Source organism: Bacillus cereus group sp. BfR-BA-01381 (genome assembly GCF_022663555.1).
Classification (GTDB): domain Bacteria; phylum Bacillota; class Bacilli; order Bacillales; family Bacillaceae_G; genus Bacillus_A; species Bacillus_A pacificus.
Genome location: NZ_JAKUFR010000061.1, coordinates 14,943 through 30,675, shown reverse-complemented (window position 1 = coordinate 30,675; position 15,733 = coordinate 14,943). Strand labels below are relative to the sequence as shown.

The following is a 15,733-nucleotide window of genomic DNA, read 5'->3' as shown; positions in this document are numbered from 1 at the left end:
GCCAGCGAGAAATCTTCCACACTTCTTCTTTCGTCATTCCAAGCTTAGATAGCGCTTCGTACTGCTTTCTATCTGATGAAATATTATGAAACCATTTAAAATATACGATACTACATGAAGTAAGAAAGAATAATATACTAATGAATGAGCCTACAAATAGAGTAATATCGCCGAACTCTTTCATATTCACATATAACTCCATATTACTTCGAAATGCGTTATTATCATCTTGTTTTATATGTTTCCGTAAAGCTTCATTTAATTTTTTCGTATTTTCGATATTTGGTAATGTGTATCCTCTATACATCATTTTTTCAGAATCCGGAACCTTATTTGCTATTCTGTCAAAATCTTCATCATTCATAACAAAGAACAGACCATTAATGTACGAAGGATGATGGTTAAATTGAACCCCTTCTTTCTGACCGTTAAATACGAATTGATATGGTCGATTCATTACTTGCAATTGAATCTCTTTTTGATTATATACATTCGAATTATTGTATTTATTATAATAAACGAGTGTCACTGTACCTTTTTTAGGATGATACGTTTTCTGTTTTTGTTTTCTTGCCTCTCGATTGTATTCACTTTGTTTAATGAGTGGCGCTACTTCTGTTTCCCCCTTATTGGTCTGAAAAGATGCATACACTCCAATAAAACTCATAAATTGAAAATCATCATATCCATATTGGTGCAATAATTGTTCAACCGTTCCCTCCGCAAAGACTTCATGAGAAGAAGCACCTTTTTCTATGTAAGAAAATGAGTGCACGCCCCCACCACGCCACATATCTTGCATACCAGAAAAATATAAGAACACCGTACCTGTTGCTGTAACTACAAACGTCGTTGCCATAGACATCAGAAAGAAAAAGCGACCATTTTCCTTCATTCGATGTGACAATTGATTCACTATAAATAAGTACGGATATGTATACATAATCTTTTTATTTCGTTTTATTATTTCTAATATTTGAGCAGTGCCGTGTGTAAAAGAAAAATACGTTCCGAAAAAGACAAGTATAGACACAGGGAAAAAATAGAACGCTATCGTTAGTATCGTCGCTTGTAACGCTAACGCATATCCTATACCTAAACAAATAAAGCCAAATATACAAAGCCACATTGATGTTTTCTTCTCTTTTTTATCTGCTCGAAATTCTTTCAATAACCGAATGATTTTTATATTCCATATACGTAAAGCACTTATAAATGATAAGAAAACAAACACGAACATATACGCAATAAACGTTCCCCCAATCGCTCTCACGTCAAATATGACAGGGAGTTCTTTCGGAAGTCCCAGTAACATACTAAACACCATAAAGAAGAGCTTTAAAAAAATCATACCAAGCCCAATACCAAATATATTAGCAAATACTCCGATCAATATTTGCTCGGTCATAATCACTCCTATTACGTTAGACTTCGTCGCTCCCATTAACATATATAACCCTAATTCTTTCTTACGTGCCTCTATGAAAATAGAAGTAGAGTACAAAATAAATATGACGAAAAAAGAAGTAATTATAACATTACATATAATAAGCCCCCAGCGTACGTTTTGATACCACAGTGTCTCTTGCATATACGGATGTACAATGACAGACATGTATGCAAAAGACGCAAATATTGCAAAACAACTACTTAAGAAAAACACTTTATAATTACGCCAATTTCCTTTTATATTTTGCAGCGCTAGTTGCCGAATGTTCATCTATCGTCCCCCTATAACTTACTACATAGGCAAAAAGCTAGAGGTTTCTCTAGCTTTGCACGTGTTTCAAATATCCTCTTTGCGCGATTATAAAATAAATCGCAGAAGCTACAATGTATGCTCCAATTACAATCGCACCTGATTTCCATAAATCGAGATAAAGCATTTTCCCTAGCGTATGAAGAGCAAATCCACTATGAATAGCGCCGATGACAATTGGGATAAAGAAGATAACACCCATTTGTCGAATTGCAATTTTACGAATTTCTTTATCTGTCATACCGATTCTCTTTAACGATTTAAATTGAATACGATCTTGTTCTTTATCGTTAAACCATTTAAAGTATGTCATACTACAAGCAAAGAAGAAGAATAGTACAGCTACGAAGAAACCAATAAACATTGTAATTGCCCCTGATTCCCTTATATTTTTATAAGCGAGCACTGAGTTATGCAATTCCTCTTGCTTATCTGGTGCAATTTCCTTTTTCAAATCTAACACAAGATCTTCTGTACTTTTCCAGTCTTCTATATAATAACCGTAATATTTCGTCTTTTCTTCATCTGGTACGAGCTTTGCGTATTCCTCAAAATCTTGATCATTTACAATGAGATATTCACTATCATTAAAAACAGAAAATGAAGTTGGCTGATTTAATTGAACAGACTGCGTTTGTCCGTTCATTTTAAATTCATACGGTTTCGCAAGATCTACCTTCATCATATCGTTCGCCATATCCGTTATGACCATCGTTGCACTACCAGGTGCATTATGAACTTCTCTAACTTGCTCTCTTTTTTGTTTACGTACTTCAGCGTTATATTCTTTTTCTGAAACAATCGCCATTGGCATCTCATGTTCACTGTTAAACATCGTGATTTTTTGAGTTCCAGGAAGTTTTACGTACGTTACTTCTCGCGCTTCTTCAAATCCGTGTTTTTTTATTAATTCTTTTGCTTTTCCTTCTTTGATGACATTATGCGTATGTATTCCCTTTTCCTCATACGAAATAGCATGCGGGGTACTAGTTACTGCCTTATAGCTCATATCTTCAAAGAATACATACAGTGTACCGACTGCTGAAGATACAACCGCCGTAATGATAGAAATTACAAATAGAAAACGAGCATTATCTTTCATTTTATAAATAAGATTGCTAAGTACGAACATATTTGGATATGTATAAAAAGATTTTTTTCGTTTTTGTAACGCCTTTAATACGACTGTACTACCTTGTGTAAACAGCAAATAAGTTCCGCCTATCGTCAGCCCTACAATCGGTAAAAACAGAATGATAAAATTCATAAATGTTACTTGGAAGCTAAGTACATATGCAACAATAATACATCCTATACCAACTATGCATAACCATGTAAATGCAAAAGGCTCTACTTTTTGCTTTCTTGCTTCTCTTAATAAATCAATAATTTGCAAGCGTCCTACTGTCCAAACGCTAAACAATGATAAGATTAAAAATAAAATAAAGTATACACCTGCTGTAATCAAAACCGCTTTACTATTCCATACGAGTGGAAGTGTTTTATCTATTTTCAATATTACGCTTAATGCTTGGAAGAATAATTTGGAACAAAGCATACCAAGTCCAATACCTACTACAATTGCAATACTACCTAACATAAGCTGTTCTAATATAATCATTCGGCCAAGCTGAGATTTTGTTCCGCCTATTAATGTTAATAGACCAAACTCTTTTTTCCTTGCTCGTAAAAATGTTGAATTTGCATATAAAATAAAGAGTGCTGAGAAGATGACTACAATATAATTCATCGATTCTAACCCTTTTGAAATCATCTCCCTCATACTAATATTACCGCCTACAACATCTGGATGATAAATGAAGGAAGCATACATGAAAAATACGACTATCGATAAACAACTACTTATAAGGAACGCTTTATAGTTACGCCAATTTCCTTTTACATTATTAAGCGCGAGCTGGCGAAAGTTCATGATATTCTCCTCCTAGCATCGCAAGTACGTCCAGAATTTCTTGGAAAAAGGCTTGTTTCGTTCTTCCTTTATGTATTTCTGAGAAAATCTCTCCATCACGTATGAAAAGAATACGTTCGCAATAACTCGCCGCTACTGGATCATGCGTTACCATTGCAATTGTTACTTTCTTTTGTTCATGCAAATCTTGCAACGCGCTCATTAATGATTTTGCCGACTTAGAATCTAAGTTTCCAGTTGGCTCATCTGCTAAAATTAACGTCGGTTCATGAATGATCGCTCTCGCAGCTGCTGCACGTTGTTGTTGGCCACCTGATACTTCATATACCTTTTTATTTAAAATGCCCTCGATATTTAAAAACTTTGCAATCTCAAGCACTTTTGCATCGATTTCATTTACAGATTTCTTCGCCATTACAAGTGGTAAAATGATATTTTCTTTAATCGATAACGTATCAAGTAAGTTAAAATCTTGGAAAATGAATCCTAAATGTGTACGGCGAAACTCCGCTAATTTTGCAGCACGCATTTGATTAATTTCTTCCCCATTTACAAGCACATGACCTGAAGTTTGCTTATCAATTGTTGCTAATAAATTTAAAAGCGTTGTTTTCCCGCTCCCTGAAGGACCCATAATCCCTACAAATTCGCCTTCTTCTATTTTAAAATTTATATCATTTAAAGCAGTCGTTGCTACTGAACCTTTTGATTGGTACACCTTCGTTAATCCTTTTACTTCAAGAACACTCATTTCTAATCCCCCTATGTGTTTTCTTCTTACATTTACTATAAGAAAAATAAGAAAAAGAAACGAGTGATTTCCCTTACAAAACGTTTTGTTATCTTACAGTTTTGTCATTTTTCTCATTAATGTATGGTATTCTTCATCTTTTGCAAATTGGAACGTGAATGTTGTCCCTTCCCCTTCAGCCGATTGCACATACATACCGTGATGTAAATTATCACAAATTTCCTTCGTAATATATAAACCCATTCCAGTCGCTTCTCTCGTTTTACGGCCATTTACCCCTGTAAAGAATGGATCAAATATACGCTTTACATCTTGCTCTGGAATACCGATTCCATTGTCCTTAATATGTAATAACACCTTTTGATCTTTCTCTTCAATTTGAAATTGAATTTCCTTTTTTTCTGCTTCCGAAATTTTTGTATACTTAATTGCATTTACAACAATTTGCCCTATAGCAATACTGAGCCATTTTCTATCAGAGGCAACCATACAAGTATCTTCCTCAAACATCACTTTCGGAAATACAGACGATTGAATGAAGGACTTTCTATTTTCATTAATAATACCTCTAATAATATCTATCACATTTACTACTTCTACTTTATAATCTTTCGCAAACTGCTCTAACCTTGCCATATGTAACGCTAAATCTAAACCATTTAGTATGCGATTATTTTCTTCACGAATACTTTCAACTGTTGCTCTTGCTTCACGATGCTCTTTACCAAACTTCTGTAATAGCAACTCAATAACAGATACCGGTGTTTTCATTTGATGAATCCATTGGTTCATAAATATCATTTGCTGTTGTTCTTTTGCATGTTGTTTATGAACTTCATTCATATATTGCTGTCTTAATAGCGTAAACGATTCAACAACCATCTCTTGCTCTGCCGTATAAGAAGTATCAATAAGTAAGGAATCATGTAATGTATTTCCGCTAGTAACATATTTTTCGATCCTCTTGAAAAATACACTCCGTTTTCGGTAATCGTAAATAAGGTATACAGTAAACACAACTATCCCTAATAAAAGTCCGTATAACCATGTATTCCAATCAATAGATCGCTTTTCTAAAAGACTTTGCAACTGCAAAACGAGCCCAAATAAACAGAGGCTAACAATGTAAGAAAGAATTAAAGAAAAGCGGTCCATAAGGTAATCTTTAACCTTCATGCGCTTCTCCCCACTCTGTAAGAAGCGCATAACCATATCCACGTTTCGTTACAATTGCATTTTTAATGCCGAGCTCCTCTAGTTTCTTCCTTACACGTTTTACATTTACGGTTAATGTATTATCATCAACAAAAGCTACCTCATCCCAGAGGGCTTCTAACAATTCTTCGCGCGTTACATATTGATTTGCTTGTTTCATTAAACACTCTAATAAGTAAAATTCATTTTTTGTCAGTTCTGTTTGTTGTCCTTGCCACTCAACAACGTGCTGAGATGGGAATAACAACAGTCCATTTACACCTAAACAATCGCTTTCTGCCGCAGAAGCATACTCACCATACCCACGACGAAGTGCACTTTTCACCTTAGCCATTACAATGTCTAAATGGAATGGCTTCGTAATGTAATCATCTCCGCCATTTTCAATTGCCATTACTTGATCCATTTCCCCCGTCCTTGCAGAAACAAAAATAATGGGTGCATTCGATACACTGCGGATTTGACGACACCAATAGAACCCATCAAAATACGGTAAATTAATATCAAGTAACACGAGATGTGGATTTACTTTTACAAATTCATCTTTTATATGCCGTAAATCACTCGCTCTAAATGACTGATAGCCATACCTTTCTAAATGTTCCTCTAATATCCCCGCGATTTTCTCATCATCTTCTACAATTAATATTTTATACATGTTCACTTTCTCCCCATAAAAAGTTCTTATAAAACTACTTCTTTTTCTATTATAAATTGAAAATTTAATTAGTGGGGATTTTTTCCTGTATAAATCAGACTTTTACGATATAAAGTAAAACTTTAATCAGTGGGGGGTTTTTTCTTCATCCCCCACCTAACTTCTTTGCTTTCGCTGAATTTTTGAGGTAGGGGTCTTACTGCCCATTAACGTGGGATAAAAAAAGACTGCCATATTTCGGCAGTCTTAGTCGATAAATTCAAATTCATATTCAAGAATTTTTACAATATCTCCGTCTTTTGCACCACGTGCACGAAGCGCTTCATCAATACCCATTCCACGCATTTGGCGAGCGAAACGACGTACAGATTCATCACGTGAGAAGTCTGTCATCTTGAATGTTTTCTCGATATCGTAACCAGAGATAACAAACGTGCCATCACTTTCACGTGTAATTTCAAATTTAACACCTTCAGTATCAAATTTGTACATTACACTTGTATCAGACTCATCCGCAACTTCATGTATTGGGAATTCTGGTGTTGTTTCTATTAAGTTCGCTACTTCAAACAGTAAGTCACGAACACCTTGTCTTGTTACAGCTGAGATTGGGAAGATTTTTACTTCGTCTCCCACTTTCTCTTTAAATGCTTGTAAGTTTTCTTCTGCATCTGGCATATCCATTTTGTTTGCAACAACAACTTGTGGACGCTCCGTTAAGCGAAGATTGTATTCTTTTAATTCATTATTAATCGTTACGTAATCTTCATATGGATCACGGCCTTCTAAACCAGACATATCAATTACATGCACGATTACACGTGTACGCTCAATATGACGTAAGAATTGGTGTCCAAGTCCGACGCCAGCATGTGCGCCTTCAATTAGTCCAGGAAGGTCAGCCATAACGAAGCTGCGGTTATCACCAGTCTCAACAACACCAAGGTTTGGAACGATTGTTGTGAAGTGATACTCTGCAATTTTCGGACGTGCTGATGATACGACAGATAATAATGTAGATTTACCTACACTTGGGAATCCAACAAGTCCAACGTCTGCTAGTACTTTCAGTTCTAGAATAACATCACGCTCTTGACCTGGCTCCCCGTTCTCAGCGATTTCTGGCGCTGGATTCGTAGCTGTTGCGAAACGTGAGTTACCACGACCACCGCGGCCACCTTTTGCAATTACAGCCGTTTGCCCATGCGTTACTAAATCGGCAAGAATTTGACCAGTTTTTTCATCTTTTACTACTGTTCCTGGTGGAACCTTTACAAGTAAATCTTCAGATTTACGCCCGTGCTGCCCTTTACTCATTCCGTGCTGACCACGATCAGCTTTGAAATGACGTTGGTAGCGGAAGTCCATTAATGTACGTAAGCCTTCCTCAACAACAAAAACAACATCTGCACCTTTACCACCGTCGCCACCTGCTGGGCCACCTTTTGGTACATACTTCTCACGACGATACGCAACCATTCCGTTACCACCGTCGCCGCCTTTTACATATATCTTGACCTGATCTACAAACATTATTTCACCACACTTTTTTCAATTGGTTGTAATATAACTGAGACTTCTTCGTCTCTTACTGTATAAGAAATGGAATACCATTTATTGTTTTGGTTCGCAAGCCAATTCTGTAGTTCTTCTACACTCGTTAGCTTACCACGAAAATCAAAAAAGAAACGAGCATTCTCCGCGTCACATTCAATTGTGATACAAACATAATTTTCAACATATACGTCTAAACTATGCTGAAGCATTGAGAAAAATTGATTCGTCCATGTACATACAGTCTCATCTAAGTGAGATAAGTTATGTAAATTCCCTAATACTTCGTACTCCAATAAGCACGGCTGCTGTTTCCAATTATATGTTAAAATCCACTCTGAAAATAAAGGCATTGATAGCCCCATCAGATTGGATTCTTGTCTCGCTTCTTGGACAAAACGATCGATGAGACTATGAATTTCTTCCACTTTTCCAAGGGAAAGGTTTCCTTTCACCATCTGCATACGATTGAGCCAATCATGTCTTGAATGGCGCAATGCATCTATAATTGTCCATTTTTTATTCATTTAGATACTCCTTAATATAGAAAAACTCTAACCTGCACTCAGGTTAGAGTTTTCCGTGAGTTCTTATGCTTCTTGAGCAACAGGATATACGCTCACTTGTTTGCGGTCACGGCCAAGACGCTCGAAGCGTACTACGCCGTCAACTTTCGCGTATAAAGTGTCATCGCCACCACGACCAACGTTAACACCTGGATAAATTTTTGTACCGCGTTGACGGTAAAGAATTGAACCACCTGTAACCGTTTGACCATCTGCGCGTTTAGCACCAAGACGTTTTGACTGAGAGTCACGACCGTTCTTTGTACTACCTACACCTTTCTTAGATGCGAAAAACTGAAGATCTAATCTTAACATACGTTACACCTCCTGCACTTTTTCTATTAAACGGATATACTTTCCGTAATCAAGTTCGATCGTCTTAAGCGAAACAACCAATCCTTCTAAAAGTATCTGTGCTTTTTCTGCTGTATGAACGTCTAAATCATTAGGCAATTCATACGTTAAGAATCCACCATCACTTCCGAGTTCAATAGTTGCCTGCACATTACAAAGTTCTTCCACAGCATTTATGGAACCAAACACAACCGCTGTAGTTCCAGCACAGACAAGATCTTGTCCATGTGGCGCATAATCGGCATGTCCAGTCATTTTAAATGATTGGATACTTCCTAATTTCGTGCGACTTATCGTAATTTTAATCATGTTAACCAGAATTAAGCGTTGATAGCTTCAACAACTAGCTTAGTGTAAGGTTGACGATGACCTTGTTTCTTACGATTGTTCTTTTTCGCTTTGTATTTGAAAACGATGATTTTCTTAGCGCGACCGTGTTTTTCAACTTTCGCAGTAACTGTTGCACCTTCTACAACTGGGCTACCAACTTTCACGTTTTCGCCACCAACGAAAAGAACTTTGTCAAAAGTAACAGTTTCACCAGCTTCAACATCTAATTTTTCAATGTAGATTTCTTGACCAGCTTCAACTTTGATTTGTTTTCCACCTGTTTCGATAATTGCGTACATACTTGCACCTCCTCTTAATTACTAAGACTCGCCAAAAACGAGGTAGACATAAATGCCTTTAAGGAACCTGTCTTGTGCGGTTGTAGCATATAGCCGTTTAGGTGCTATAAACTATAACATAAAGATGTTATCATGAATCATAGACTATTGTCAATGAAAGTTCTAATAACTATTTTTTCCGTTCTATAATTTCTTTTTTACTTCCAAAACGGATAATAGCGTACTTTTCGATCATATCATCTTTGAAATAAATTTCAAATGGAATATTTTTTTGTAATTCTTTTTGCAAAAATTGTTTTTGTAATTCTTTAGATGCAGAGATTAATACTGCCTCATCTTCTATATTGCCGTATGTAATTAGCTCTCTCTCTAGCTCATACGCAATCGTTTCATATGACATGACATAACCCGTCGCTTTGCACGGTGCACACTCTTCAAGTAATACGTCGCGTAAAGAATGTTTTTTACGTTTACGTGTCATCTCTAAAATCCCTAACTCTGTGAACCCGAGCACTCTTGTATATGTGCGATCATTTTGCATAGCAGCGATGAGACATTCTCTTATCTTTTCTTTATCTTCTCTTCTTTTCATATTAATAAAGTCAATTAATATCATACCACCAATATCACGGAGTCTTAATTGACGCGCTATCTCTTCAGCTGCTACTTCATTTGTACGAAGGACTGTATCTTGTAAATTCTGTTTTCCAGTAAACTTACCCGTATTCACATCAATTACAGTCATCGTCTCCATTTGTTCCACAATTAAATAAGCACCATTTGGGAGCCAAACAATTTTTTGAAGTGCTTTCTCAATCTCACGCTCTATGCCAAAATGGTTAAACATTGAAGATTTTTCATTATAAAAAGAGACTTTTTCTTTACCGACTTTTTCTTCTAATTCTTTTACTATACTTCTTGTATCTACAACTACTTTTTCAATCGTTTCAATTGGATTCTCTTGAAATACACGATCTAAAAAGGTTGCTGGTCGATGGACTAGTAACGGTGCCTTTCCTTGGCCCTCTTTTCTTTTTAACTCTTCATATAACTGCTGTAACCTTTGCATTTCAGCTTGTATTTCTTCAATTTCTCCTTTTTCAGAAGCTGAGCGGAAAATATAACCTCCTGTCCCTCCTACTTCAATTTGGAGTAATTGTTGCCTTCTTTTATTGTTTTTTATTTTCCGAGAAACCGCACGCATTTCATCATATGGCATATAAACGACATATTTCCCGGTAAATTCTATATTTGCTGTCAATTTTGGCCCTTTCGTATCAATTGCCTCTTTTACAACTTGTACGAGCACCGCTTGTCCTTCATGTATATGATAAGAAGATGGTACATCATCGTACGAAAGATACGCATGTTTTTCTAAACCTATATTTACAAAAGCTGCATTCATTCCAGCAATCGTTCTTACGATACGTCCAACATAAATATGCCCAACAATCTCTTGTTCTTCATTTCGTTTCCATAAAAACTCAACAATTTTCTTCTTCTCTTCAATTGCAACCCGTTTTTCCGATCCAGCGTAGTTCATATATAACGTTTTCAAAATACTTTCCTCACTTTATAATCTTCTTTGCTTTTACAATAATAAAAGGTTAGTGCTAACGTCAACACTAACCGATTAATTCTTCAACAGATGAAGTTGTTCGTTTTTCAGTAAAATACGCATAAAGCAATTCATTTTCATCCAATGTGTAATGTTCTTTATATTTTCCGCGGACGATAATAGAATGCTTATAGCCTCTACGAAATTTTGTGAATATCTTATATAAATGATCTTCTGATTGCACCTCAATCGGTGCAATCTTTTCAATTCCTCTTTTGTTCCCATAATAACGTTCTAATAAAAAACGCATAAAGGCATACCGTCTTTGCTTCCATTCTTGATATAACGACACTGCTAAAAATATGAGTAGTACCCACATCATAATATTGTTACTATTCCAAAGTAACTGCCATCCTAGTATGACACTAAAAAAAACACATGATAATTTCATCATCTTTTCATGTGCTTGTAAATAAGGAAAACGATATGATAGTACGTTAAACAATACTTTTCCACCATCAAGAGGCCAAATAGGTAGTAAATTAAATGCTAAAATAATTATATTATTCCACATAAAGAAATAATATAATTCCGCATGAAGCCAACCAGCTTCAAACAACATATAGCCTACCGCCATCATCCAAATATGTTGAATAGGTCCTGCAATTACGACAACTAGTTCCTCTTTCAATGATTTATTCCCATGTTCCTCAAGCTCAGCTACACCACCAAACGGCAAAAGTTGAATCTTCTTAATACGCCAATTATAGTGTGCCGCTGCAAAAGCATGCCCAAGTTCATGGATGAGAACGATACAAAATAACAGTAGTAACTCTTTAAAACGTGCCGTGAAAATACCAATGACAATAATAACCCAAAACAACGGATGCACTGAAATCTTTGTTAAAACATCTCTATATTTAATCAAATGAAATCACCTGAATCGGATCAATAAATTTTTCGTCCTTTTTTATTGCGAAATAAAACTTACCATTTTCATTATTCGCATCATTATTCACTGTTCCAATTTTTTGTTTCTTTGAAACGTAATCATATAACTTCACTGACATATCATTTAAATTTGCATACCATGACTCCGTACCATCTGCATGCTGAATTTGAACTGTATTACCAAGTTCCTCTTTCTTGCCTGCAAAAACAACTAGCCCTTCATTCACTGACTCAACAGTTGCATTTGTAGCTGTTTGGACAAATACACCTTGGCCATTTTTTTGAAACCCTTGCATCACCTTTCCGGAAGCAGGAATGGCATAATCTTTTTGCTGAATCGTTCCTTCTTTTTTCTCATTAGGCGAATAGAACACAAGCGGTTTTCCAAACTGTTTTTCGTACCATTTCGCTACAGTAGCAAACTGAAACTCTTCTTTCATCACTTTTTCTGTAACAGCTTTAGCACCGTCGAAAGAAGCTGGTGCATTCTTATATAAAATAGCGACAGAAAGAACTAATATTGCTGATAACAATACTTTGAAGAAAAACACTTCTTTTCGAAATAAAGGATGAATTTCCTTTTCTCCATCTTCAATAAATACTGTTTCACTATCAAAATTCCCTCCAGCAAAATACTGCTCTTCCTCCATCCTTTCTTGCTCTGCCTTCCTCTTCGCAATCCGTTTTTTAATTTCTTCTACACGTCTATTCTTCATACTGTCTCCTTTCTTTCGTTAAGCTAATGTACATAGAAACAGTTGTATACAGTTTGTACATATGTATGAGCTAGGTATGGAAGATATTCGTGTGAAGAAAAAAGAAAGCACTCCGCAAATATGCGAAGTGCTTTTAACGGATTCCAAAGAAGTTTTTCACCTTTGTAAATACCGATACCTTTTCTTGTTCAAATGCTTGTAATGGGACATTCTCACCCAACAAACGTCTTGCAATATTACGATAAGCTAACGCTGCTTTTCCGCTCGGTTGCAACGCTACAGGCTCACCTGTATTTGTAGCACGAATAACTTCATCATCATCTTCGACAACACCAAGAAGCTCAATTGACAATGTACGTACGATTTCATCAACATCTAACATATCCTGTTCATGAAGCATATGACTACGCACACGATTAATAACAAGTTTCGGTGGTTCAATATCCTCTTTTTCTAAAAGCCCGATAATACGATCCGCATCGCGCATTGAGGATACTTCTGGCGTCGTAACAACGATTGCTTTATCCGCACCAGCTACCGCGTTTTTAAATCCCTGCTCAATCCCCGCAGGACAATCAATTAATATGTAATCATAATCTTGACGTAATACTTGTATTAATTCATCCATTTGTTCAGGTGTTACCGCTGATTTATCACTCGTTTGTGCTGCAGGTAATAAATAAAGATCGTCAAAACGTTTATCTTTAATAAGAGCCTGAGGTAAACGGCAACGCCCTTCAACGACATCAACAAGATCAAATACAATACGATTTTCCAGCCCCATTACTACGTCTAAGTTTCGAAGACCGATATCTGTGTCAATTAAGCACACTTTCTTTCCAGATAACGCTAAGGCTGTACCAATGTTCGCAGACGTTGTAGTTTTACCTACACCGCCTTTTCCAGATGTAATTACTATTGCCTCTCCCACAGCTATACAATTCCCCTTTCTAACTTTGTTAAATTAGGTCTAAGATGAGTGAGAAGTTGCAGTCGATCGACAACAATGTGATTGTTCTCATTAATATACGCACATTCTGCCGCCTCCGCTCCGTCTTCTTTCTCTTCCGGAGCCCGCATTGCCACATCACTAATTCGAAGTTGCATCGGGTTCATAACAGATGCAGCGATTACAGCATCTGAATCCCCATAATACCCAGCATGTGCAATTCCTCTTAATGATCCTACGACAAAAATATTCCCCCCAGCGATAACCGTTCCGCCTGGATTAACATCACCAATTAACAATAAATTTCCTTTTACATGTAAAACTTGTCCAGAGCGAACAATTTTGGAAATAGGGACAATTTCTGTTTCTTCTTTCCAAGCTATTGCTTCCTCTTTCGTTATAACATCACTTTCAATCGAATCCACAACGAGGTTCTTTTTATTACGAATTAACGTACGAATCTCTTCTTGTTGGACTTCTGTTAAATAACGATTTCCCACTTTCACATGCACTTCAATTAAAGAGCGTCCATCACCATCATAATAATGTGTAGAAAGTTTCTCATCCAATTCCTTCAGTAATTCAGAGAATGAACAACAATCATCTAAATGAAGCGTTATCCCGTCTTTTGTCCCTTTTATTGTTACATTTTGTTGCTTTTTTTCTTCCACTAAAGTTCACCCCACCGATTCAATTCGACATAAAATTAGAAAATCCTTTTTTCTTTTTCTTCCATCGCTTTTGAAAGACGCACTAAATATCGTCTCAGTGGGAAACAAACTATCAATAAGAAAATTGCATTTAGCAATAAAGTAGACAGGAGACGATCTGTGAAAAAGACATACGCCGACATATGAGTACGTCCTAACAAAGTTAAAAATCCATACACATAATACTCTAATGCTGCAATGCTAGCTAGTACGATAGAGACAACAATAAATAAATTTAATTGTAGTACCTTCATCACACTATAAACTAAATAAGCTAAAATCGGATACGCAAAAATATATATACCGACAAGTTCTGTGTATACGGTATCAAATAAGAAACCAAATAATAGTCCGTAATAAATCCCTTGGACCGGACTATAGTACACAGTAACAAAACATAACACAATGATAAAGAAATGAGGTGCTGCTATACTGTCTTTCCAAAAAACCTCTGTTGGAACAATAGTAGCAAACATATTTTCAAATAAAAAAACAAAAAGGAGCAAAAGAGGAAGAGCTGCTCTTTTTAAAATCTTCATCATCTCTTCTCCCCCTCCTATTCTAATGGCGCTGAAGGCGTTTCACGCTTCGCAACCATAATATGCTCTACGTCATTTAAATCAGCGGCAGGTTTTACATAAGCTGTTTTTGTTAAACCGTATGGATCCGGCTGAACATCAACAATTGTTCCAATTACAAGACCTTTCGGGAAAATATCACCAAGTCCAGATGTTACAACTAGTTGATCTTTAGCTACCTCAGCATCAGAACCAATCTTTGTGAAAAGAAGTAAGTGCTTTTCTTTATCGTAGCCTTCAATCAATCCAAAGATTTTCTCATTTCCTTGTACGATAGCAGAAACACGATTTGTTCGGCTCATAGAGCTTAGTAGCTCTACTGATGATGTGAACTGAGATACACTTTTCACTCGTCCAACTAAACCTTGTGGAGTTAATACAGCCATATCTTTTTTAATTCCTTGCTGTGCCCCTTTGTCAATTCCAACTAAATCGTACCATTTATCTGGATTACGAGAAACGACAGTAGCTGGAATTTCAGTATAACCGCTATTTAACTTATCTTTACCCGTTAACTCTTGTAACTTCTTGTTATCATCTTCTAATTGTTTTACTTTTCCTGATAGACCTGCATAATTGTCTAATTTTGCTTTTAATTCTTTATTCTCTTCATACGTGCGCTTTACATCCTCTACATTTTCGAAGAATCCAGCTACGTATTTCGCTGGCTTTTGGAATACACGTTCTACAACACCGACAGTGTCTTTAACAAACTGCTCTGGCCATGTTAAACTGTTCCGTTCTTTCAATGAGATTCCAATCAATGCCACGAGAAGAATAATACTAACTAACAAAACAATTAATCTTTTGTTTAAGAAAAACTGTGGCACGTTCACACCCTCTTAATTTCAT

Annotated in this window: 17 protein-coding genes and 1 other annotated feature; all 17 genes read right to left on the bottom strand. The window is 36.2% G+C overall.

Annotated elements, in window-relative coordinates:
• Positions 1-1,720: ABC transporter permease (locus MR079_RS19520; RefSeq protein WP_242294467.1), on the bottom strand; the 1,720-nt coding region annotated here is incomplete at its 3' end.
• Between the two features lie 49 nt (positions 1,721-1,769).
• Entirely contained in the window at positions 1,770-3,692 is a 1,923-nt protein-coding gene (locus MR079_RS19515; RefSeq protein ID WP_139866524.1) for an ABC transporter permease, read from the bottom strand.
• On the bottom strand, positions 3,667-4,443 hold the full coding sequence (locus MR079_RS19510) for an ABC transporter ATP-binding protein (RefSeq protein WP_000114533.1): 777 nt from the start codon (positions 4,441-4,443) through the stop codon (positions 3,667-3,669). The genes MR079_RS19515 and MR079_RS19510 overlap by 26 nt, the downstream gene beginning before the upstream one ends.
• Positions 4,444-4,536: 93 nt before the next feature.
• Positions 4,537-5,619, bottom strand: a complete 1,083-nt coding sequence (locus tag MR079_RS19505; RefSeq protein WP_098228567.1) for a HAMP domain-containing histidine kinase — start codon at positions 5,617-5,619, stop codon at positions 4,537-4,539.
• Positions 5,609-6,316: a response regulator transcription factor gene (locus MR079_RS19500; protein ID WP_139866523.1), complete on the bottom strand. Its 708-nt coding sequence runs from the start codon at positions 6,314-6,316 to the stop codon at positions 5,609-5,611. The genes MR079_RS19505 and MR079_RS19500 overlap by 11 nt, the downstream gene beginning before the upstream one ends.
• A gap of 246 nt (positions 6,317-6,562) precedes the next feature.
• Positions 6,563-7,849, bottom strand: a complete 1,287-nt coding sequence (obgE, locus tag MR079_RS19495) for a GTPase ObgE (RefSeq protein ID WP_000497128.1) — start codon at positions 7,847-7,849, stop codon at positions 6,563-6,565.
• Positions 7,849-8,397 carry a sporulation initiation phosphotransferase B gene (locus MR079_RS19490; protein ID WP_001037006.1) on the bottom strand — a complete coding sequence of 183 codons (549 nt, stop codon included), beginning with the start codon at positions 8,395-8,397 and terminating at the stop codon, positions 7,849-7,851. Before MR079_RS19490 ends, obgE begins: the two co-directional genes overlap by 1 nt.
• A gap of 63 nt (positions 8,398-8,460) precedes the next feature.
• A complete protein-coding gene (rpmA, locus tag MR079_RS19485; protein ID WP_000944958.1) occupies positions 8,461-8,751 on the bottom strand; it encodes a 50S ribosomal protein L27 in 291 nt (96 codons plus the stop codon).
• Between the two features lie 3 nt (positions 8,752-8,754).
• Complete coding sequence (locus tag MR079_RS19480) at positions 8,755-9,099, bottom strand: ribosomal-processing cysteine protease Prp (protein ID WP_001993153.1); 345 nt, start codon at positions 9,097-9,099, stop codon at positions 8,755-8,757.
• An 11-nt stretch (positions 9,100-9,110) separates the two neighbouring features.
• Entirely contained in the window at positions 9,111-9,419 is a 309-nt protein-coding gene (rplU, locus tag MR079_RS19475) for a 50S ribosomal protein L21 (protein WP_000270908.1), read from the bottom strand.
• 14 nt (positions 9,420-9,433) lie between these two features.
• Positions 9,434-9,511: a sequence feature (ribosomal protein L21 leader region), on the bottom strand.
• Between the two features lie 77 nt (positions 9,512-9,588).
• Positions 9,589-10,977, bottom strand: a complete 1,389-nt coding sequence (locus MR079_RS19470) for an Rne/Rng family ribonuclease (RefSeq protein WP_139866522.1) — start codon at positions 10,975-10,977, stop codon at positions 9,589-9,591.
• Between the two features lie 67 nt (positions 10,978-11,044).
• Positions 11,045-11,905: a stage IV sporulation intramembrane metalloprotease SpoIVFB gene (gene spoIVFB / locus MR079_RS19465; RefSeq protein ID WP_000599049.1), complete on the bottom strand. Its 861-nt coding sequence runs from the start codon at positions 11,903-11,905 to the stop codon at positions 11,045-11,047.
• A complete protein-coding gene (gene spoIVFA / locus MR079_RS19460; protein ID WP_242294466.1) occupies positions 11,898-12,644 on the bottom strand; it encodes a stage IV sporulation protein SpoIVFA in 747 nt (248 codons plus the stop codon). Before spoIVFA ends, spoIVFB begins: the two co-directional genes overlap by 8 nt.
• Positions 12,645-12,777: 133 nt before the next feature.
• Positions 12,778-13,575 (bottom strand): septum site-determining protein MinD, encoded by a 798-nt coding sequence (minD, locus tag MR079_RS19455; protein ID WP_000503311.1) that lies wholly within the window; start codon positions 13,573-13,575, stop codon positions 12,778-12,780.
• A gap of 2 nt (positions 13,576-13,577) precedes the next feature.
• Positions 13,578-14,264 (bottom strand): septum site-determining protein MinC, encoded by a 687-nt coding sequence (gene minC / locus MR079_RS19450; protein ID WP_000391517.1) that lies wholly within the window; start codon positions 14,262-14,264, stop codon positions 13,578-13,580.
• Between the two features lie 35 nt (positions 14,265-14,299).
• Positions 14,300-14,845, bottom strand: a complete 546-nt coding sequence (mreD, locus tag MR079_RS19445) for a rod shape-determining protein MreD (protein WP_139866520.1) — start codon at positions 14,843-14,845, stop codon at positions 14,300-14,302.
• 14 nt (positions 14,846-14,859) lie between these two features.
• Entirely contained in the window at positions 14,860-15,711 is an 852-nt protein-coding gene (mreC, locus tag MR079_RS19440; RefSeq protein ID WP_139866519.1) for a rod shape-determining protein MreC, read from the bottom strand.
• Positions 15,712-15,733: the final 22 nt, after the last annotated feature.

Bases quoted from the DNA above. Each gene is read 5' to 3' on its own strand.
- MR079_RS19515 (WP_139866524.1), bottom strand. From the start codon at position 3,692: ATGAACTTTCGCCAGCTCGCGCTTAATAATGTAAAAGGAAATTGGCGT.
- MR079_RS19510 (WP_000114533.1), bottom strand. From the start codon at position 4,443: ATGAGTGTTCTTGAAGTAAAAGGATTAACGAAGGTGTACCAATCAAAA.
- MR079_RS19505 (WP_098228567.1), bottom strand. From the start codon at position 5,619: ATGAAGGTTAAAGATTACCTTATGGACCGCTTTTCTTTAATTCTTTCT.
- MR079_RS19500 (WP_139866523.1), bottom strand. From the start codon at position 6,316: ATGTATAAAATATTAATTGTAGAAGATGATGAGAAAATCGCGGGGATA.
- obgE (WP_000497128.1), bottom strand. From the start codon at position 7,849: ATGTTTGTAGATCAGGTCAAGATATATGTAAAAGGCGGCGACGGTGGT.
- MR079_RS19490 (WP_001037006.1), bottom strand. From the start codon at position 8,397: ATGAATAAAAAATGGACAATTATAGATGCATTGCGCCATTCAAGACAT.
- rpmA (WP_000944958.1), bottom strand. From the start codon at position 8,751: ATGTTAAGATTAGATCTTCAGTTTTTCGCATCTAAGAAAGGTGTAGGT.
- MR079_RS19480 (WP_001993153.1), bottom strand. From the start codon at position 9,099: ATGATTAAAATTACGATAAGTCGCACGAAATTAGGAAGTATCCAATCA.
- rplU (WP_000270908.1), bottom strand. From the start codon at position 9,419: ATGTACGCAATTATCGAAACAGGTGGAAAACAAATCAAAGTTGAAGCT.
- spoIVFA (WP_242294466.1), bottom strand. From the start codon at position 12,644: ATGAAGAATAGACGTGTAGAAGAAATTAAAAAACGGATTGCGAAGAGG.
- mreD (WP_139866520.1), bottom strand. From the start codon at position 14,845: ATGATGAAGATTTTAAAAAGAGCAGCTCTTCCTCTTTTGCTCCTTTTT.